Annotated in this window: 17 protein-coding genes; 8 read left to right on the top strand and 9 right to left on the bottom strand. The window is 70.8% G+C overall.

Going from position 1 to position 18,871, the window contains the following annotated elements; translation table 11 throughout:
* Positions 1-60: 60 nt before the first annotated feature.
* Positions 61-837 carry an enoyl-CoA hydratase gene (locus ABD927_RS23400; RefSeq protein ID WP_345252300.1) on the bottom strand — a complete coding sequence of 259 codons (777 nt, stop codon included), beginning with the start codon at positions 835-837 and terminating at the stop codon, positions 61-63.
* A 175-nt stretch (positions 838-1,012) separates the two neighbouring features.
* Here ABD927_RS23400 and ABD927_RS23405 point away from each other — a divergent pair, with 175 nt between their 5' ends.
* Together ABD927_RS23405 and ABD927_RS23410 are read left to right on the top strand one after the other, a co-directional pair.
* Complete coding sequence (locus ABD927_RS23405) at positions 1,013-1,651, top strand: nucleotidyltransferase family protein (protein ID WP_345252301.1); 639 nt, start codon at positions 1,013-1,015, stop codon at positions 1,649-1,651.
* 75 nt (positions 1,652-1,726) lie between these two features.
* Complete coding sequence (locus ABD927_RS23410) at positions 1,727-3,505, top strand: M61 family metallopeptidase (protein ID WP_345252302.1); 1,779 nt, start codon at positions 1,727-1,729, stop codon at positions 3,503-3,505.
* A 54-nt stretch (positions 3,506-3,559) separates the two neighbouring features.
* Here ABD927_RS23410 and ABD927_RS23415 read toward each other — a convergent pair whose 3' ends face one another.
* Positions 3,560-4,477 (bottom strand): LysR family transcriptional regulator, encoded by a 918-nt coding sequence (locus ABD927_RS23415; RefSeq protein ID WP_345252303.1) that lies wholly within the window; start codon positions 4,475-4,477, stop codon positions 3,560-3,562.
* 155 nt (positions 4,478-4,632) lie between these two features.
* Between ABD927_RS23415 and ABD927_RS23420 the strand changes: the two genes are divergently transcribed.
* The 5 genes from ABD927_RS23420 to ABD927_RS23440 are packed head-to-tail and all read left to right on the top strand — an operon-like array spanning position 4,633 to position 10,533.
* Positions 4,633-5,676, top strand: coding sequence for an ABC transporter substrate-binding protein (locus ABD927_RS23420; RefSeq protein WP_345252304.1), 1,044 nt, complete (start codon positions 4,633-4,635; stop codon positions 5,674-5,676).
* A gap of 53 nt (positions 5,677-5,729) precedes the next feature.
* Positions 5,730-6,722, top strand: coding sequence for a substrate-binding domain-containing protein (locus ABD927_RS23425; RefSeq protein WP_345252305.1), 993 nt, complete (start codon positions 5,730-5,732; stop codon positions 6,720-6,722).
* Between the two features lie 3 nt (positions 6,723-6,725).
* Positions 6,726-7,601 (top strand): FAD binding domain-containing protein, encoded by an 876-nt coding sequence (locus ABD927_RS23430; protein ID WP_345252306.1) that lies wholly within the window; start codon positions 6,726-6,728, stop codon positions 7,599-7,601.
* A gap of 11 nt (positions 7,602-7,612) precedes the next feature.
* Entirely contained in the window at positions 7,613-8,104 is a 492-nt protein-coding gene (locus ABD927_RS23435) for a (2Fe-2S)-binding protein (RefSeq protein ID WP_345252307.1), read from the top strand.
* Positions 8,101-10,533: a xanthine dehydrogenase family protein molybdopterin-binding subunit gene (locus ABD927_RS23440; protein WP_345252308.1), complete on the top strand. Its 2,433-nt coding sequence runs from the start codon at positions 8,101-8,103 to the stop codon at positions 10,531-10,533. The genes ABD927_RS23435 and ABD927_RS23440 overlap by 4 nt, the downstream gene beginning before the upstream one ends.
* Here the strand turns inward: ABD927_RS23440 and ABD927_RS23445 are convergent.
* Genes ABD927_RS23445 through ABD927_RS23460 form a run of 4 tightly spaced genes read right to left on the bottom strand, consistent with a single transcriptional unit; the run spans position 10,503 to position 13,694 of the window.
* Complete coding sequence (locus ABD927_RS23445; protein WP_345252309.1) at positions 10,503-11,228, bottom strand: uracil-DNA glycosylase; 726 nt, start codon at positions 11,226-11,228, stop codon at positions 10,503-10,505. The two genes, ABD927_RS23440 and ABD927_RS23445, sit on opposite strands and share 31 nt — an antisense overlap.
* Positions 11,229-11,238: 10 nt before the next feature.
* Positions 11,239-12,027 (bottom strand): indole-3-glycerol phosphate synthase TrpC, encoded by a 789-nt coding sequence (gene trpC, locus ABD927_RS23450; RefSeq protein WP_345252310.1) that lies wholly within the window; start codon positions 12,025-12,027, stop codon positions 11,239-11,241.
* Between the two features lie 24 nt (positions 12,028-12,051).
* Positions 12,052-13,092, bottom strand: a complete 1,041-nt coding sequence (gene trpD, locus ABD927_RS23455) for an anthranilate phosphoribosyltransferase (protein WP_345252334.1) — start codon at positions 13,090-13,092, stop codon at positions 12,052-12,054.
* Between the two features lie 32 nt (positions 13,093-13,124).
* Positions 13,125-13,694 carry an anthranilate synthase component II gene (locus tag ABD927_RS23460; protein ID WP_345252311.1) on the bottom strand — a complete coding sequence of 190 codons (570 nt, stop codon included), beginning with the start codon at positions 13,692-13,694 and terminating at the stop codon, positions 13,125-13,127.
* A 410-nt stretch (positions 13,695-14,104) separates the two neighbouring features.
* Here ABD927_RS23460 and ABD927_RS23465 point away from each other — a divergent pair, with 410 nt between their 5' ends.
* A complete protein-coding gene (locus ABD927_RS23465; protein ID WP_345252312.1) occupies positions 14,105-15,415 on the top strand; it encodes a TolC family outer membrane protein in 1,311 nt (436 codons plus the stop codon).
* Positions 15,416-15,436: 21 nt separating this feature from the next.
* Here ABD927_RS23465 and ABD927_RS23470 read toward each other — a convergent pair whose 3' ends face one another.
* From ABD927_RS23470 to leuD, 3 genes are read right to left on the bottom strand one after another with little or no spacing between them, the layout of a single operon-like run.
* On the bottom strand, positions 15,437-16,690 hold the full coding sequence (locus tag ABD927_RS23470; protein WP_345252313.1) for a CaiB/BaiF CoA transferase family protein: 1,254 nt from the start codon (positions 16,688-16,690) through the stop codon (positions 15,437-15,439).
* Entirely contained in the window at positions 16,687-18,213 is a 1,527-nt protein-coding gene (tcuA, locus tag ABD927_RS23475; protein ID WP_345252314.1) for an FAD-dependent tricarballylate dehydrogenase TcuA, read from the bottom strand. The genes ABD927_RS23470 and tcuA overlap by 4 nt, the downstream gene beginning before the upstream one ends.
* A 39-nt stretch (positions 18,214-18,252) precedes the next feature.
* Positions 18,253-18,861 carry a 3-isopropylmalate dehydratase small subunit gene (gene leuD / locus ABD927_RS23480; RefSeq protein WP_345252315.1) on the bottom strand — a complete coding sequence of 203 codons (609 nt, stop codon included), beginning with the start codon at positions 18,859-18,861 and terminating at the stop codon, positions 18,253-18,255.
* Positions 18,862-18,871: the final 10 nt, after the last annotated feature.

Genomic DNA, 18,871 nt, shown 5'->3' on the forward strand with positions numbered 1-18,871 from the left:
GCAGCAGCCAAGACAGAAACTATAGCACAGCTTTTTCGGGCCGTGCAAATGGATCCGCCCTCACCTGTTCTTGAAGGACGGGGGCCGCTTTTCGAGGAAGGCGGCCATCCCCTCCTTCTGGTCTTCAGTGCCGAACAGGGAGTGGAAGCTGCGCCGCTCGAACAGCAGGCCTTCGGACAGCGGGCTCTCGTAGGCGCGGTTCACCGCCTCCTTGGCCATCAGGACCGCCGGCAGCGACATGCCGGCGATGGCGGTGGCCACTTCCAGCGCTTCGTCCAGCAGACGGGCGGCGGGCACGACGCGGGCCACCAGGCCGGCGCGTTCGGCTTCGGCTGCGTCCATCCGGCGGCCTGTCAGGACGAGGTCCATCGCCTTGGCCTTGCCGACGGCGCGCGGCAGCCGCTGGGTGCCGCCGGCGCCGGGGATGATGCCGAGGTTGATTTCCGGCTGGCCGAAGCGGGCGGTGTCGGCGGCGATCACGATGTCGCACATCATCGCCAGTTCGCAGCCGCCGCCCAGGGCGTAGCCGGCCACGGCGGCGATCACGGGCTTGCGCACGCGGCGCAGGGCTTCCCAATTGCGGGTGATGAAGTCGCCGGTGAAGGCGTCCATATGGGTGTAGTCCTTCATCGCGGCGATGTCGGCGCCGGCGGCGAAGGCTTTTTCGCTGCCGGTCAGGACCATGGCGCCGATGCCGGGGTCGGCGTCGAAGGCCAGCAGGGCTTCGCCCAGGCGGTCCATCAGTTCGTCGTTGAGCGCGTTGAGCGCCTTGGGGCGGTTCAGCGTCAGCAGGCCGACGCGGCCCCGGGTTTCGGTCAACACCAGCGAATCGCTCATGCGTATTCCTTTTTCGGTTGCGGGCGGCGCGGGCCGCGATGACGGTACTCTCGCGCCATCCGGGGCGCAGCGCAAGGGCACGGCTTGCGCCTGCGGCGGGCTTGGCCCATGCTGGCCGTCCCGCGCACATATACATATCAATATCGCGAATGTCCACGAATGATAGGGAACGGCCATGACCGAAGCGTTGGAGGCGGTCGGCATCCTGCTGGCCGCGGGCCGCGGCACGCGCTTTTCTCCGGACGGCACGCGCAACAAGCTGCTGGCCGATGCCGGCGGCCAGCCGGTTTGCGTGGCCGCGGCGGCATCGATGCTGGCCGCGCTGCCCGAGGTGGCGGCCGCCACCTCGCCGCGCACGCCGGAAGTCGCGCAGGCGCTGCGGGCGGCCGGCTGCGCGGTGCTGGTCTGCGAGCGCAGCGAGGGCGGCATGGGTTGCACGCTGGCGCAGGCGGTGGGGGCGCTGAAGGCCGCGCGGCTGGCCGCGAGGCGGCCGCTGCCGGCGTGGTGCGTGATGCCGGCCGACATGCCGCGGGTGGCGCCGGCCACGATCGCCGCGTTGCTGGCGGCCTGGCGCGGCCTGGCGCCGGCCGGCCGCGGGCTGGCCGCCATCGCGCCGGCGCACGACGGGGCGCGGGGCCATCCCGTATTGCTGGGGCCTGACTGGACGGATGCCTTGTGCGGGCTGGACGGCGATGCGGGCGCGCGCGCGTTGATCGCGCCGCATTTGCGGCTGGTGGCCGTGGACGACCCGGGCTGCCTGTACGACGTCGATACGCCCGAGGCCCTGGCGGGATTGCCGCCGGCGGCACGCTGAGCGGATCGCCCGCGCCCGCAATGCCCTACTATCGCGGGTACGGCCACGGCTGGCCGGCCCGGAACGACCCACGATATGACAGACCTGCTCACCTACCGTCTCGACCCGCACGACCCGGCGGGCCATCGCTGCACCGTCACGCTGACCATCCCGCGGCCAGACCTGGGCGGCCAGCGGCTGAGCCTGCCGGCCTGGATACCGGGCAGCTACATGATCCGCGACTTCGCGCGGCAGATCGAAAGCCTGGAGGCGCGGGCCTGGGGACGGCGGGTGCCGGTGGAGAAGGTCGACAAGCACACCTGGCAGGCGGCCCCCTGCCGCGGCCCGCTGGTGGTGACCTGCGTGATCTATTGCTGGGACCTGTCGGTGCGCGCCGCCCACCTGGACCAGACCCACGGCTTCTTCAACGGCACCAGCGTGTTCCTGCGGGTGCACGGACAGGAACAGGAACCCTGCCTGCTCGAACTGGTGGCGCCGCGCCAGGCGCTGAAGCAGCCGTGGAAGGTGTACACCAGCCTGCGCGAAGCGGCCGGCCACCGGCGGCGCGCCGGGCGCCACGGCTTCGGCTTCTACCAGGCGCCCGACTACGACGCGCTGATCGACCATCCGATCGAGATGGGCACGCCGCAGGCGGTGGCCTTCACCGCGCACGGCGCCCCGCACGAGATGGCGTTCACCGGCGTGGTGCCTCAGCTGGACCTGGACCGCGTGGCCGCCGACGTGCAGAAGATCTGCGAGGCCCAGATCGCGCTGTTCGAGCCGCGCACGCGGCAGGCGCCCTTCCTGGACAGCGCCGACCGCTACGTGTTCATGACGATGGCCACCGGCGACGGCTACGGCGGGCTGGAGCACCGGGCCTCGACGGCGCTGATGGCGGCGCGCGGCGACCTGCCGGCGCTGGGCCAGCCGGCGCAAACCGACGGCTACCGCACCTTCCTGGGCCTGGTGAGCCACGAATATTTCCACACCTGGAACGTCAAGCGCATCAAGCCGGCCGCGTTCGCGCCGTACGACCTCGCGCGCGAGAACCACAGCACGCTGCTGTGGCTGTTCGAGGGCTTCACCTCCTACTACGACGACCTGATGCTGCTGCGGGCCGGGGTGATCGGGATGCCCGAGTACCTGCGCCTGCTGGCCAAGACCATTACCGCGGTCCACGGCGCGCCGGGGCGGTTCAAGCAGTCGGTAGCGGAAAGCTCGTTCGACGCCTGGACCCGCTACTACCGGCAGGACGAGAATTCGCCCAACGCGCTCGTCAGCTACTACACCAAGGGCTCGCTGGTGGCGCTGGGCCTGGACCTCCTGATACGGCAGTCCACCCGCAACCGGCGCAGCCTGGACGACGTGATGCGCCTGCTGTGGACGCGCTACGGCCGCGATTTCTATCGCGGCGCGCCGCGCGGCGTGCCCGAGGAGGCGCCGGGCGAGCTGATCCGCGAAGCCACCGGGGTCGACGCCGACGACTTCCTGCAGCGCTATGTATACGGGCGCGAAGACCTGCCGCTGGCCGAGCTGCTGCGCCGGCAAGGCATCGAGCTGCGCTGGAAGGCGGCCTCGGCGCTGCCCTCGCTCGACGTGAAAACGGCGCGCCAGGGCAACGACCTGCGCCTGGCCACGGTGTACGAGCGGGGTGCGGCGCACCGCGCCGGGCTCTCGGCGCACGATGTGCTGGTGGCGCTGGACGGCATCCGGGTCGACGCCGGCAACCTCGACAAGCTGCTGGCGCGCTACCGGCCGGGCGACACCGTGCCGGTGCACGTGTTCCGGCGCGACGAGCTGATGCAGTTCAGGCTGCGGCTGGCCGAACCGTCGGCGCAGGAATGCGCGCTGGTGCAGGCCGAAGGCCGGCATTGACGCTGCCAGGCGGCGGACACCAGGCCGGCCGACGCCTGGCAGGACCGCGCCCGCTCATCCCTGCGCCTGCCGCCCCGCCTCCAGCGCCTGCTGGCGCAGCCACCTGTGGCGCGACGAGGCGTGCTTGCGCGGATGCCACAGGCCCAGCAGCCGCACTTTCGGCAGCTTGACGGGCAGTTCGCGCAAGGCCAGGCCGTGGCGCCTCATCGCCGTGGCGGCGAAGCGCGATACGCAAACGAACACCAGGTCGGTGCGCTCCAGGATCTCGGGAACCAGGCCGAAGGCGTTGACCGTCAGCCAGACGTCGCGCTGCCAGCCGGCGCGCGCCAGGTGGGCGTCGACGATGCTGGACTGGCCGCGGAACCGCAGCGGCACGGCCACATGGCGGGCTGCCGCCACGCTTGCCGGCGTCAGCTCGGCCGCCTGCAGCGGATGGCCCTCGCGCATCAGCAGCACCAGGCGGTCTTCCCACAGCCGGCTCGAATGCAGGTGCGGCGGCGGATCGTCCCATGGCGCCACCACCAGGTCGACCTCGCCGCTGTCGAGCTTGGCCACGCAGTCGGCGTCCGAGTGCAGGGGCTGGATGTCGAAGCGCACGCTGTGGTCGCCCTGCTGCACCCGCTCCACCAGGCGCGGCAGGAAATGGGGGTCGATGTAGTCGGGCGCCGACACGGTGAAGCGCTCTTCCACCCCGGGCGAGAAATCGGCCCGGTTGACGAACACGCGATCGATCTCGGCCAGCGCGCGGCGGGTGGGCTGCAGCAGCGACAGCGCGTGGTCGGTGGGCGCCATGCCGTGGCGGGTGCGCACCAGCAGCGGGTCGCCGATCAGCTGCCGCAGCCGCTTGAGCGCGCCGCTGACGGCCGGCTGCGAATGGTTCAGCTTGGCCGCGGCGCGCGACACGCTGCCTTCGGAGATCAGCGTGTGGAGGATGCGCAGCAGGTGGATGTCGTACTGGTCGTGGGGATTCATGCAGGCGGCGCGCCGGCCGGCGCTTCATATATCACACGGACAATATAAACCTTATTGCCCGCGCATTATCGTTTCACGCCCTGCCCCTCCCTATACTGGATCGCGCAGGGCGGCTCGCTGGAGTCCCCGTCACAGACTCCGGAAGGAAACGAATCATGCGGATCAAACCGATGGCCATCGGCCGCTGGGCCGCCACGGCGGCGCTGGCGCTGCTGTGCGCGCAGGCGCAGGCCCAGCCACTCACCAAGGTCAGGTTCATGCTGGACTGGCGCTTCGAAGGGCCGGCGGCGCTGTTCCTGCTGCCCAAGGCCAAGGGCTATTTCGAGCAGGAAGGGCTGGACGTCAGCATCGACGCGGGCGCCGGCGGCGGCACCACCATCACGCGCGTGGCCTCGGGCTCGTACGACATCGGCTTCGCCGACATGGGCAGCATCATCGAATTCATGGCCAACAATGTGAACAACCCGGCCGCGCAGATGCAGGCCACCTACGTGGTGTACGACAGCGCGCCGATGGCGGTGTTCACGCTGAAGAAGGACGGCATCGCCAAGCCGGCCGACCTGGCCGGCAAGACCCTCGGGGCGCCGGTGTTCGACCCGGGCCGGCGGCTGTTCCCGGTGTTCGCCAAGGCCAACGGCATCGATCCGGCCTCGGTCAAGTGGACCTCGATGGACCCGTCGCTGCGCGAAACCCTATTGCAGCGCGGGCAGGTGCAGGGCATTACCGGCTTCTACTTCACCAGCCTGATGGCGCTGACCTCGCGCGGGGTGGGCGAAGACCAGCTCAACATCATGAAGTACGCCGACAACGGCGTGAAGATGTACGGCAATTCGATCTTCGCCACCAAGAAGTACATCGACCAGAACCCCAAGGTGATGGCGGCCTTCATCCGCGCCTTCACGCGCGGCGCCCGCGAGGTGCTGGCCGATCCCGACGCCTCGATCGCCTACGTCAAGGCGCGCGAGCCGATGACCGACGTCGCGCTGGAGAAGCGCCGCCTGCGGCTGGCCATCGACAGCGCCGTCGCCACGCCGGCGGCGCGCGCCAACGGCATCGGCGCGGCCGACCCGGCGGTGATCAGGCGCATGGTGACGCAGATCGTCGATGCCTACGGCCTGAAGGCCACGCCCGACAGCGACGCGCTGTTCTCCGGCGCGTTCATGCCGCCGCAGCCAGAGCGGATGATCTTCGGCAAGTGACGCCCCACGCCGCCGGCTGCCCGGCCGGCGGCAATGCATACCAGGAGCCCCCAATGGCCAAACTCTCCGTAAGCCTCGCCTGCTGCGACTACGACCGAACCAAGGCCCTGTTCGACGGCCGGGTCGGGATCGAAGGCTGCGACGTCAACCCCGTCATCATCGAGCCCGAGGAAGCCTTCCACCGCGCCTTCCGCGACCAGGAATTCGACATCACCGAGATCTCGCTGTCGAGCCACACGATGACCACCTCGCGCGGCGAGAATCCCTACGTGGCGATCCCGGCCTTCGTGTCGCGCGTGTTCCGCCATTCCGGCATCTACATCCGCACCGACCGCGGCATCGGCAAGCCCGAGGACCTGGCCGGCCGCACCATCGGCATCCCCGAGTACCAGATCACCGCCAACGTGTGGATCCGCGGCCTGCTGCAGGACGAATACGGGGTCGACCCGGCCTCGATCGACTGGCGCCGCGGCGGCACCGAACAGCCCGGCCGCAACGAGCGCGCGCCGATCAAGCTGCCGCCCGAGATCCGCATCCAGCAGATCCCGGCCGACCGCAGCCTGTCGCAGATGCTGGAGGCGGGCGAGCTGGACGCCGTGTTCAGCGCCCGCGCGCCGTCCTGCCTGCGGCGCGGCGCGCCCAACGTCGGCCGGCTGTTTCCCGACTACCGGCGGGTGGAGCAGGCCTATTTCGAGCGCACCGGCATCTTCCCGATCATGCACATGATCGGCATCCGCCGATCGCTGGCCGAGCAGCATCCGTGGCTGGCGGTCAGCGTGTACAAGGCCTTCCTGGAGGCCAAGGAAATCTGCACGCGGCAGATCGGCGACATCGGCCAGCTGTGGGCGCACCTGCCGTGGGCGGCGGCCGAGTACGAAGACACCGTCAGGCTGATGGGCCGCGACTACTGGTCGTACGGCGTGGCCGAGAACCACAAGACGCTGGACACGCTGGCGCGCTACTCGTTCGAGCAGCACCTGTCGGCGCGCCGGGTGGCGGTCGAGGAATTGTTCGCGCCGTCCACGCTGGAACTGTCGAAGATCTGAGCGATGAAGGCGCCTCCTTTCCGCTACCACCGGCCGGCCGGGCTGGACGAGGCCGTCGCGCTGCTGGACTCGCTGCCGGGCGCGCGGCCGCTGGCCGGCGGCCAGTCGCTGATGGCGATGATGAACCTGCGGCTGGCGGGCTTCGACGACCTGGTCGACATCGGCCGCATTCCCGCGCTGGCCGGCATCCGCGACGAAGGCGGCCGGCTGGCGATCGGCGCCATGACGCGGCAGCAGGACATCGCCCGCGACCCGGCGGTGGCCGCGCGCATCCCCCTGCTGGTGGAGGCGCTGGCCCAGGTGGGCCACCGCCAGACGCGCAACTGGGGCACGATCGGCGGCAGCCTGTGCCACCTGGATCCGGCCGCCGAGCTGCCCACCGTGGCCGCCGCGATGGACGCCGAACTCGAGATCCGCGGCGCCGCCGGCACGCGCACGCTGCCGATGTCCGGCTTCGCGCTCGGGCCGATGACCACCGCGCTGGAGCCAACCGAACTGCTGACCGCCGTGCGCCTGGCGCCGTGGCCCGCCGGCCACGGCTGGGCCTTCCTGGAGTTCGCCCGCCGCCATGGCGACTTTGCGCTGGCCGGCGTGGCGGCGCTGATCACGCTCGAGGGCGGCCGCATCGGGCGCGTCGCGATCGCGCTGGGCGGCGTCGGCGGCGTGCCGTTCCGGCTGGAGGCGGCCGAGGCGCTGCTGGCCGGCGCGGCGCCCGAGCCGGCGGCGATCGACGCCGCGGCGGCCTGCTGCGACCGGCTCGACGTGATGGACGACCCCAACGTGCCGGCCTGGTACCGGCGGCGCCTGGCGCGCACCCTGACGGCGCGCGCGCTGCGGCTGGCGCTGACGCGCGCCGGCGCGGCCGGCGCCAGGCATTGATGGAGGATCCCATGCCAAGCTCCGGCGCATCATTCGCCATTTCCCTGGAACTCAACGGCGTCCCCGTGTCCGATACGGTCGAGGCGCGGGTGTCGCTGGCCGACTACCTGCGCCAGGAGCGCTGTCTGACCGGTACCCACGTGGGCTGCGAGCACGGCGTCTGCGGCGCCTGTACCGTGCTGGTGAACGGCCGCAGCGCGCGCTCCTGCCTGATGCTGGCGGTGCAGGCCGACGGCCGCTCGGTGGAAACCGTGGAAAGCCTGGCCGGCGGCGGCCCGCTGGGCGTGCTGCAGCAGGCCTTCCGCGACCACCACGCGCTGCAGTGCGGCTATTGCACGCCCGGCATGCTGATGACGCTGGTGGAATTCCTGCGCGAGACGCCCTCGCCCACCGAGGCCGAGGTGCGCGAGGCGATCTCGGGCAACCTGTGCCGCTGCACCGGCTATCAGAACATCGTCGCGGCGACGCTGGACGCCGCGGCGCGGCTGGGAGCGCAGCGATGAACGCGCCCGAAAAGCCGGGGCTGAGCCCCTTCGAGACCGCGGTGCGGCCGCCAGCCGCCGATCCGGCAGAGGCGGCCCGCCACGTGGGCGCGCGCGTGGCGCGCATCGAGGACGATGCGCTGCTGCGCGGCCAGGGCCGCTACCTGGACGACATCATGCCCGAGGGCGCGCTGCACGCGGTGTTCGTGCGCAGCCCGGAGGCCCACGCGCTGATACGCGGCATCGACGCCGAGGCCGCGCGGACGATGCCCGGCGTGCGCGCGATCTACACCGCCGCCGACCTCGAGCCGCTGCTGCACGGCCACGGCCTGCGCCTGCCGATCGCCTTCCCCAAGGGGCAATTGCCCGACCACGTCATGCCCTACGTGCTGCCGCCCGCCGAGGCCTGCTACGTGGGCGAGGCGCTGGCGATGGTGGTGGCCGATTCGCGCCGGCTGGCCGAAGACGCCGCGCAGGCGGTCGAGCTCGACCTGGAGCCGCTGCCGGCGGTGGTGGACTGCCGCGACGGGCTGCGCGCCGACGCGCCGCCGTCGCGGGTCGAGGCCCCCGACAACCTGATCAAGAAACTCCAGATCCGCTACGGCGACGGCCAGGCCGCCTTCGCCGGCGCCGCCCGCGTGTTGCGCGATACCCTGCACGTGCACCGCGGCTCGGGCAGCCCGATGGAAGGCCGCGGCATCGTGGCCGACTACGACCGCGCGTCCGATTCGCTGACGGTGTGGTCCTCGACCCAGATGTCGCACGAACTGTATTTCACGCTGTGCGAGATGCTGGGGCTGGACGAGAACCAGGTGCGGGTGCGGGCGCCCGACGTCGGTGGCGCCTTCGGCGCCAAATACCTGGTCTACCCCGAGGAAATCGCGGTCACCGCGGCCTCGCTGCAACTGGCGCGGCCGGTCAAGTGGGTGGAAGACCGGCGCGAGCACTTCGTCAGCGCGGTGCAGGAACGCGACCAGTTCTGGGAAATGGAGATCGCGGTGCACGCCGACGGCCGCATCGCCGGCGTGCGCGGCACGCTGACCCACGACCAGGGCGCCTACGCGCCGCACAGCTACGTGGTGCCGTACAACGCGGCCACGTCGGCGCCCGGCCCCTACGTGGTCCCGGCCTTCGACCTCGACGTGCTGCTGGTGCAGACCAACAAGGTGCCGGTCATCCCGATCCGCGGCGCCGGGCATCCGCAGGGCAATTTCGTGATGGAGCGGCTGCTCGACCGCGTGGCGCTGGAACTCGGCCTGGACCGCGCCGAAGTGCGCCGCCGCAACCTGATCCCGGCCGACCGCATGCCCTACGCGACGCCGCTGAAGAACCGCGCCGGCGCGCCCATCGTCTACGACAGCGGCGACTACCTGGCCTGCCAGGAGCGCGCGCTCGAGGCCATCGGCTACGCCGGCTTCCGCGAGCGGCAGCGCGCGGCGCGCGCGCAGGGCCGGCGCATCGGGATCGGCATCGCGCAGGGCGTCAAGGGCACCGGCCGCGGCCCGTTCGAATCGGGCACGGTGCGGGTCATGCCGACCGGCCGCGTGTCGGTCTACACCGGCGCGCTGGAGATGGGCCAGGGCATCCAGACCGGGCTGGCGCAGATCTGCGCCGACGAACTGGGCGTGCCGATCGACCGCATCGACGTCATCGCCGGCGACACCCGCTTCGTCTCGCTGGGCATGGGCGGCTACGCCAGCCGGCAGGCGATCACCGCCGGCTCGGCGGTGCTGGTGGCCTCCCGCATCGTGCGCGACAAGGCGCTGAAGGTGGCGGCGCAGATGTTCGGCGTCGACCAGGCGCGGCTGGCGCTGCGGGACGGCGCGGTGCACGTGGCCGGCGAGGCCGGCAAGTCGGTGTCGCTGGCCGACATCGCGCGCTGGCTGCGCGGGCTGCCGGGCTACGGTTTCCCCGACGGCGTGGAACCGGGCCTGGAAGGCAGCCACAATTTCCGCATCGACTCGCAGTCCTACGCCAACGCGGTGCATGCCTGCGAGGTGGAAGTGGACGCCGATACCGGCGCGGTATCGATCCTGCGCTACGTGGCGGTGCAGGACAGCGGCCGGCTGCTCAACCCGATGATCGCCGAAGGCCAGATCCACGGCAGCGTGGTGCACGGCATCGGCAACGCGCTGTACGAGTGGATGGGCTACGACGAGTCGGGCCAGCCGCTGACCACCACCTTCGGCGACTACCTGCTGCCGACCGCGCCCGAGATGCCCAACGTCGAAGTGATCTGGCACCAGACGCCGACCTCGCTGAACCCGCTGGGCATCAAGGGCGTGGCCGAGGCGGGCATCGTCTGCGTCACCTCGTGCCTGGCGTCGGCCATCGACGACGCGCTGGCCGACTACGGCGTGCGGGTGCTGCAGGCGCCGATCTCGCCGGTGCAGTTGCTGGCGCTGATCGACGCGGGCGGTCAGAGCCAGGCGACCGGCTCGCGGCCGTGAGCCGCCAGCCAGTCGTTGGCCTGCGAAAAATGGCCGCAGCCGAGGAACGGCGCCGGCGGGCGCCGGGCCGATAGCGGCGAGGGGTGGTTGGCGGTCAGCACCAGATGGCTGCCGTCGGCCGGCAGCAGCGCGCGCTTGGCCTGGGCGTGGCCGCCCCACAGCATGAACACCTTGGGCGACGGATCGCGCGCCACCTGGGTGATGACCGCGTCGGTGAAGGCCTCCCAGCCCTTGCGCGCGTGCGAGGCCGGCTGGCCGTCGGCCACCGTGAGCGAGGTGTTCAGCAGCAGCACGCCCTGCCGCGCCCAGCGGGTCAGGTCGTTGTCGAAGGCGCGCGGCTGGCCGCCGAATTCGCGCGCCACCTCGACGAAGATGTTGCGCAGGCTGGGCGGGCAGCGCACGCCGGACGGCACCGAGAACGCCAGGCCGTGGGCCTGGCCCGGGCCGTGGTAAGGGTCCTGCCCGACGATGACCACGCGGACGTCTTGCGGGTCCACCAGCTGCATGACCCGGAACGGCTCGCGCGGGTAGACCGCCATGCCGCGGGCCACGCAGCCGTCGACGAAGCGCTCCAGCGCCGCGAACGACGGCGTTTCGAGCGCGCCGCGCAGCAGTTCGCGCCAGGCGGCCGGCAGATCGTGGACGTGCGAGCGCAGCGGCTCGGTCAGGCGGTTGCCGCCTGCCTGGCTAAGCATCCGCGCCCCCTCAGCCGAACAGCCGGGCCAGCTCGGCGCCGGGTTCGCGCGCCCGCATGAAGGCCTCGCCCACCAGGAAGGCATGCACCTGGTGCTCGCGCATGCGGGCCACGTCGGCGCGCCCGAGGATGCCGCTTTCGGTGATCACGCGCTTGCCGGCCGGGATGCGCGGCAGCAGGTCCAGCGTGGTCTGCAGCGAGACCTCGAAGGTGCGCAGGTTGCGGTTGTTGATGCCCAGCAGCGGCGTGCGCAGCTGCAGCGCGACGTCGAGCTCGGCCGCGTCGTGGATTTCCACCAGCACGTCCATGCCCAGTTCGAGCGCCAGCGCCTCCAGTTCGCGCAGCTGCGACGGCCGCAGCGCGGCGACGATCAGCAGCACGCAGTCGGCGCCCATCGCGCGCGCCTCGACCACCTGGTAGGGATCGACGATGAAATCCTTGCGCAGCACCGGCAGCGCGCAGGCGGCGCGCGCCTGGCGCAGGTAGTCCAGCGAGCCCTGGAAGAACTGCACGTCGGTCAGCACCGACAGGCAGGCCGCGCCGTGGCTGGCGTACGAAGCGGCGATCGCGGCCGGTTCGAAGTCTTCGCGCAGCAGGCCCTTGGAAGGCGAGGCCTTCTTGATCTCTGCGATCACGCCCGGGCGGCCGGCATCGATCATGGTTTCGATCGCCTGCGCGAAGCCGCGCACGTCGCGCCGCGCCTCGGCCTCGCGCCGCAGTTCGGCCTCGCTGCGCAGCAGGCGCGCGGCGGCCACTTCGTCGGCCTTGACCTCGAGAATGCGTTTGAGAATGTCGCTCATGAAACCTCGCTCATGGAATAAGGCTCATGCAGCCTGCCCGGCGGCGCGCTGCGTGAACGCGACGAATTGCTCGAGCTTGGCGCGCGCGGCGCCGCTGGCGATGGTCTCGAACGCCTTGCGGATGCCGTCGCCGATGGAGCTGGCGGCATTGCCGGCGTAGATGGCCAGCCCGGCGTTGAGCGCGACGATGTCGCGCGCCGGCCCCGCCACGTTCGACAGCGCCTGCAGTACCATCGCGCGCGATTCGTCCCGGTTGGACACCTTCAGGCTGCGGTTGGACACCATCTGCAGGCCGAAGTCTTCGGGGTGGATTTCGTATTCGCTGACTTCGCCGTCGCGCAGCTCGCCCACCATGGTGGCAGCGCCGAGCGAGGCTTCGTCCATGCCGTCCTTGCCGTGCACCACCAGCACGTGGCGCGAGCCCAGGCGCTGCAGCACGCGCACCTGGATGCCGACCAGGTCGGGGTGGAACACGCCCATCAGCTGGTTGCCCGCGTTGGCCGGGTTGGTGAGCGGCCCCAGCAGGTTGAAAATGGTGCGCACGCCCAGTTCCTTGCGCACGGCGGCGATGTTCTTCATCGCGCTGTGGTGCGCCGGCGCGAACATGAAGCCGATGCCGGTGGCCTCGATGCAGTCGGCCACGGCCGACGGCGGCAGCATGACGTTGGCGCCGAGCGCCTCCAGCACATCGGCGCTGCCCGACGACGACGAGATGCTGCGATTGCCGTGCTTGGCGACGCGGGCGCCGGCGGCCGCCGCCACGAACATGGCCGAGGTGGAGATGTTGAAGGTGTGCGCGCTGTCGCCGCCGGTGCCGCACAGGTCGACCAGGCTGTCGGTGCCGGGCACCTGCACCTTGTCGGCGAACTCGCGCATGACCTGCGCCGCCGCGGTGATCTCGCCGATGGTCTCCTTCTTGACGCGCAGGCCCATGATGAGGGCGGCGGCTGTGGCCGGGGCCATTTCGCCGCGCATCAGCATGCGCATCAGCGACAGCATCTCGTCGTGGAAGATTTCGCGGTGTTCGATGCAGCGGACCAGCGCGTCGGTGGGAGAAATGGGCACCAGGATCTCCTTGGGAATGGGGTCGTGCGGCTTCATGCGGACAGCCGCAGGAAGTTGCGCAGCAGCGCGTGGCCGTGTTCGCTCAGCACCGATTCGGGATGGAACTGTACTCCGTAGACCGGCAGCGTGCGATGGCGCACGGCCATCACTTCGCCGTCGGCGGTCTGGGCGGTGATTTCCAGGCAGTCCGGCATGGTGGCCCGCTCGATCGCCAGCGAGTGGTAGCGGATGACGGTGTACGGCGACGGCAGGCCGGCGAAAACGTCGGTGCCATTGTGCGTGATGACCGAAGTCTTGCCGTGCATCAGTTCGCGCGCGCGGACGATGTTGCCGCCAAAGGCCGCGCCGATCGCCTGGTGGCCCAGGCAGACGCCCAGAATGGGCACGCGGCCGGCCCAGGTTTCGATCAAAGGCACCGAGATGCCCGCCTCGGCCGGCGAGCAGGGGCCGGGCGACACGCAGATGCGGTCGGGCGCCAGCGCCTCGATGTCTGCCAGCGTGACCTGGTCGTTGCGGAACACGCGCACGTCTTCGCCCAGCTCGCCGAAATACTGCACGAGGTTGTAGGTGAAGGAGTCGTAGTTGTCGAGCATCAGCAGCATGCGGGCTCCGGCATGTCGAGGTTCAAGGGCAGGCGGCCGCCCGCCGCGCCGGAACGCGCAGCGTGTGGGGAATCGGGGTATCGGGTTGAAGGCATCGGGCAATCTCCTGGGATCCTGGAGCCGCCGTGCCGGGGAGCCATCTGATTCGACCTTGCTGCCGGTACGGCGGCAAGGTGCGGTTCGGGGCCGCAACGACGTGCCGCTTCCTTATCGGAAGCGCCACCACTGAACAGCGATGATCGAAGCGGTACGGGCCATGGCAGACCGAAGTTCGGTTGAAACGGGACGCCGCGCGGGGTTGCTCCCGGCAGCTTCATGCGCCTGCGAGTATAGCATGCAGCCTCTATTGGGCGTCTACGGGCGGTACAGGTAGAATCCGGGAATCCTGACTCCCGGGGGGGCGTCCCGCAATGCGCACCAGGCCGTACGTTCCGACCCTAGGCGCGGTGCTGCTCGGCACGTGCCTGTTTTCCCCGGCTCTGGCGCTCGACCTGCAACAGGCCTATCACGCGGCGCTGGCCAACGACGCCACGTTCGCCTCGGCGCGGGCCGCCTATGCGGCCGGGCTGGAAAAGCTGCCGCAGGCGCGGGCCGGCCTGCTGCCGGCGGTCTCGCTGGCCGGCAACGTGGCCAACGCCTCGACCACCCGGCTGCCCGGCGCCCGCTACACCAACGAAAGCTATACCCTGCAGCTGGTCCAGCCTTTGTTCCGCTGGGACAACTGGCAGGCCTACGAGCAGTCCAAGCTGCAGGTGGCGGCCAGCGAGGCCCAGCTGGAACAAGGGCGGCAGGATCTCATCCTGCGGGTGGCGCAGGCCTATTTCGACCTGCTGGCGGCGCAGGACGACCTGGCTTTCCTGGGCGCCCAGAAATCCGCCATTTCCGAACAGCTGGAGTCGGCCAGGCGCAACTACGAGATCGGCACCGCCACCATTACCGACACCTACGAGGCGCAGGCCCGCTACGACCTGGCCGAGGCCCAGAGCATCCAGGCCCAGGCCGACCTGGAAGTGCGCATCAGCGCCCTGCAGCAGATCATCGGCATCCCGGCCGCCAACCTGGCGGAGCTGCCGCCGTCGGTCGCCATTCCCGGTCCCCAGCCGGCCGTGGCCGAAACCTGGGCCGACCGGGCGCGCGACAGCAATCTGAGCGTGGCGCAAGCCTCGCTTGCCAGCGAGATCGCCGCGCGCGACATCGAGATCGCCAAGAGCGGCCATTACCCGACGGTGGACCTGGTCGCCAACGTGGGCCGCACGCGCGGGCTGGTCGGGCAGAACATCGTCAACGATTTCTACACCACCCGGTCGGCGGGGGTGCAGGTGGCGGTGCCGATCTTTTCGGGCTTCGGCACCAGCTCGCGCGTGAGCGAGGCGGTGGCCCTGTCCGAGAAATCGCGCAGCGACCTGGAAGCCACGCGGCGCGCGGCGGTGCAGAGCGCGCGCGAGGCGTTCCAGGGGGTGCACGCCGGCCTGGCGCGGGTGCGCGCGCTGGAAGCCGCGCAGGTGTCGAGCCAGAGCGCGCTGGAGGCCAACAAGACCGGCTACGAGGTAGGCGTGCGCATCAATATCGACGTGCTCAACGCCCAGCAGCAGCTCTATTCCACCGACCGCGACCTGGCGCGGGCGCGCTACGACACGCTGTTGTCGGGGCTGCGGCTGAAGGCCGCGGCGGGCATCCTGTCGGAAGGCGACGTGCAGGGGCTGAACCGGCTGCTGCGGTAGGAGGGACGGCCCGGAGCCGGCCTACGACGCGGCGGCCGGCCCACGGATGCCGCCGCCGGCGCGGTCCTGCGGCGCGGCGGCGTAGACCTCCTGCGCCGCGATCATCGCCTCCACTTCGGACAGGCCGTATCCGGCCTCGAGCAGCACCTCGACGGTGTGCTCGCCCAGCGCGGGCGCGTGGCGGCCGTTGCGGGGCGGCGTCTTCGACCACTTCGTCGGCACCTGGAGCGACACGATCGCGCCCTCCGTCGGATGCTCGACGGTCTTGAACAGGCCGGCGGCGCGCAGCTGGGGATCATCGAACAGGTCCGGCAGCGCCTGCGCCGGCATCGCCGGCAGGTCGGCCGCCTCGAAGGCCTGCAGCCATTCGGCCGTGGTGCGGCGGGCGAGTTCGGCGTCGACGGCGTCGTAGAACTCCTTCGAATACCGGTTCCTGTCCTCGCGCGTGGCGAAGCGCGCGTCGGCGGCGAGGTCGTCGCGGCCGGTCATGCGCCAGAAGCGGGCGACCTGCCCGTCGTGCGCGAGCGTATAGCAGAGGAAGCCGTCGCGCGTCGGCGCGGGCCGGCGGTCGAAGATCCGCTTCATGCCCATGCCGGCGATCGGCGGCTCGAAGGTGTGGCCCCACATGTGTTCCGACAGCACGTATTCCGACAAGGCCTCGAACACCGAAAGCCCGACCGCCTGGCCGCGGCCGGTGCGGTTGCGCGCGAGCAGCGCGGCGAGGATGGCGTTCACCAGCGCCAGGGCGCCGGCGCGATCGGCGAAGGCGAACGGCAGGTAGCGCGGTCCGGCGCCGCTCAGGCGCGCCTGGACGGCCGCGATGGCGGCCAGGCCCTGGAGGGTTTCGTCGGCGGCGGGCCGGCCCGAATAGGGGCCGCCTTCGCCGAAGGCCGAGACGCCGCAGTAGACGATGCGTGGGTTGGCCGCCGAGACGTCTTCGTAGGCCAGGCCGAGGCGGCGCATCGCCTCGCGGGCGCGGTCGTGGAGGAACACGTCGGCCCGCTCGCAGAGCCTGAACACCGCGGCGCGGCCGCCGGGCGTTTCGAGGTCGACCGCGATGCCGCGCTTGCCGCGGTTGATGCGCAGGAAGCGCGATCCCATGGACGGGTGCCGCGCCGGCCCCTGCCGGCGCAGGCCGCCTCCTTCGGGCGGCTCGATGCCGATCACTTCGGCGCCGAGGTCGCCGATGAGCTGGGTCGCATAGGGGCCGGTCAGGCCGGCCGTCATGTCGACCACGCGCAGGCCTGCCAGCGGCCCCTGCGGCGCCGGGTTCATGCGGCGGCCGCCGCCCGCGCCGCGCCCTGCCCGGCGATGCGTCCGAACACGGCCCCGCTGGCGAGCCCGCTGCCGCCCGGCGCGTTGAAGTAGTAGATGCCGCCCACGATCTCGCCGGCTGCGAACAGGCCGGGGATGGGATCGTGGTTGGTATTGCGTACCTGCGCTTCCGTGTCGATGCGCAGCCCGCCGTAGGTGAAGGTGATGCCGCAGGTAACGGCATAGGCTTCGAACGGCGGCGTATCGATCCGATTGGCCCAGTTCGATTTCGGCACTTCCAGGCCGTGCGTGGCGCGGCCGTCCTTCACGCTGGGGTCGAATCTGGTGCCGGTATCGACGGCGGCGTTGAATTCTCGCACCGTCTGCAGGAATTGCTTCGGGTCCACGCCTTCCAGCTTCTCGGCCAGGGCCTCCAGGCTGTCGGCCGTGACCTTGGTCACCTGGCGCGTGCGGTATTCGTCGCGCAGCAGGGGCAGCACCTGGCCGTCGAATACCTGCCAGGCGAACTGGCCCGGCTGTTCAAGCACGATGTGGCCGTACTTGGCATAGGTGTAGTTGCGGATGTCCGCGCCTTCGTCGACGAAGCGCTTGCCCTTGGCGTTCACGATGATCCCGAACGGGTAGCTGTGGCGCTGGAAATTCGGCGTGATGGCCGGGTCGCCGAAGTCGGTGGCGTAGAGCTCCCAGCTGACCGCATGGCAGCCGGACCAATGGCCGGCCGGCTGGGCGCCGATCTTCAGGGCCATCGCCAGCCCGTCGCCGGTGTTGTATTTGCTGCCGCGCACCTTGGCCAGGTCCCAGCCCTTGCCGAGGTAGCGCGCGCGCCATTCGGCGTTGGCCTCGAAGCCGCCGCAGGCGAGCACGACGGCGCCGGCGGCGATGGCCGACGGCCGGCCGTCCACGTATGCGACCACGCCCCGCACCGCGCCGTCTTCCCAGACGAGGTCCTGCACCCAGGCGCCGTAGCGCACCACGATGCCCTCGCGCCGGGCGGCCTTGTACAAGGCGTCGATCAGGCCCGGGCCGCCGCCGTTGATCACCATCGGCGCGCCGCCGGCGAACTTGATGCGGCCGTCGATGCGGTACGACTGGCGCCCGTAGTTGGGCATGAATTTCACGCCGTTCTTCTTGAGCCACCGCACCGCGGACTGGCTCTGCCTGACCACGGTCTCGCACAGGTCGGGGTCCGTCCGGTGTTCGGTGACCTTGGCCATGTCGTCGAAGAAGCGGTCGGCGGGATAGAGGCCGAAGTCGCTGGTGGCGAGCTCCTCGCTGGTCAGCGGCTCGGAGATCGCCACGATCTCGTCCACGCTGTCGTAGGCGAAGCGGATCACGCCGTCGGTGAACGAACTGTTGCCGCCGCGCTCGGCTTCCGGGGAGCGCTCGAGCACCAGCACGCTGGCGCCGTCCTCGCGCGCCGAAAGCGCCGCGCACATCGCCGCGTTGCCGCCGCCGACCACGATCACATCGAACTTCTCGACTGCCGATAGCGCCTTGTTGTCCATGCTGGGTTCAAGCTCCATGATGGTTGCCGCAGGCCCGACTGCGCCGGAGAACCGGTATCAGGCCGTCCAGGGGAAATCTGTCCGGTAGCGCCGTTCGAACGCCTCGATCAGGTCGATGTTCTGCAGCACGAGGCCGACGTCGTCCAGGCCTTCCAGCAGGCGCTCGCGGTGCAGCGGGTGGATGTCGAACGGATGGCGGGCGCCGTCCGGCCCGGTCACCTGCTGCGCTTCGAGGTCGACCGTCATCCGCGCGCCGGGATGCGCGCGCAGCTGTTCGCGCAGCGCGATGCACGCCTCGTCGGGCAGCACGACCGGCAGCATCCCGTTCTGGAGCTGGTTGCCATAGTGGATGTCGCCGAAGCTCGGCGCGACGACCGAGCGGATGCCGAGGTCGTAGAGCGCGTAGACGGCGGCCTCGCGCGACGATCCGCAGCCGAAGTTGGCGCCGGCGACGATGATTTGCGCCTGTCGGTACGGCGCCTGGTTCAGGACGAACTCCGGGCGCTCGCGGCCGTCGGCGTCGAAGCGGATGTCGTGGAAGGCCAGGCGCTCGAAGCCGGGCCCGCGCGCCTTGCGCAGGAAGCGCGCGGGCAGGATCTTGTCGGTATCGACGTAGGACATCTCGAGCGGCGCGGCCACCGCCGTGATCCGGGTGAAGGGCGACATGGGCGGGCCT

Origin of the sequence: Pigmentiphaga soli (genome assembly GCF_039541095.1) — a bacterium.
Taxonomy (GTDB): Bacteria; Pseudomonadota; Gammaproteobacteria; order Burkholderiales; family Burkholderiaceae_B; genus Pigmentiphaga; species Pigmentiphaga soli.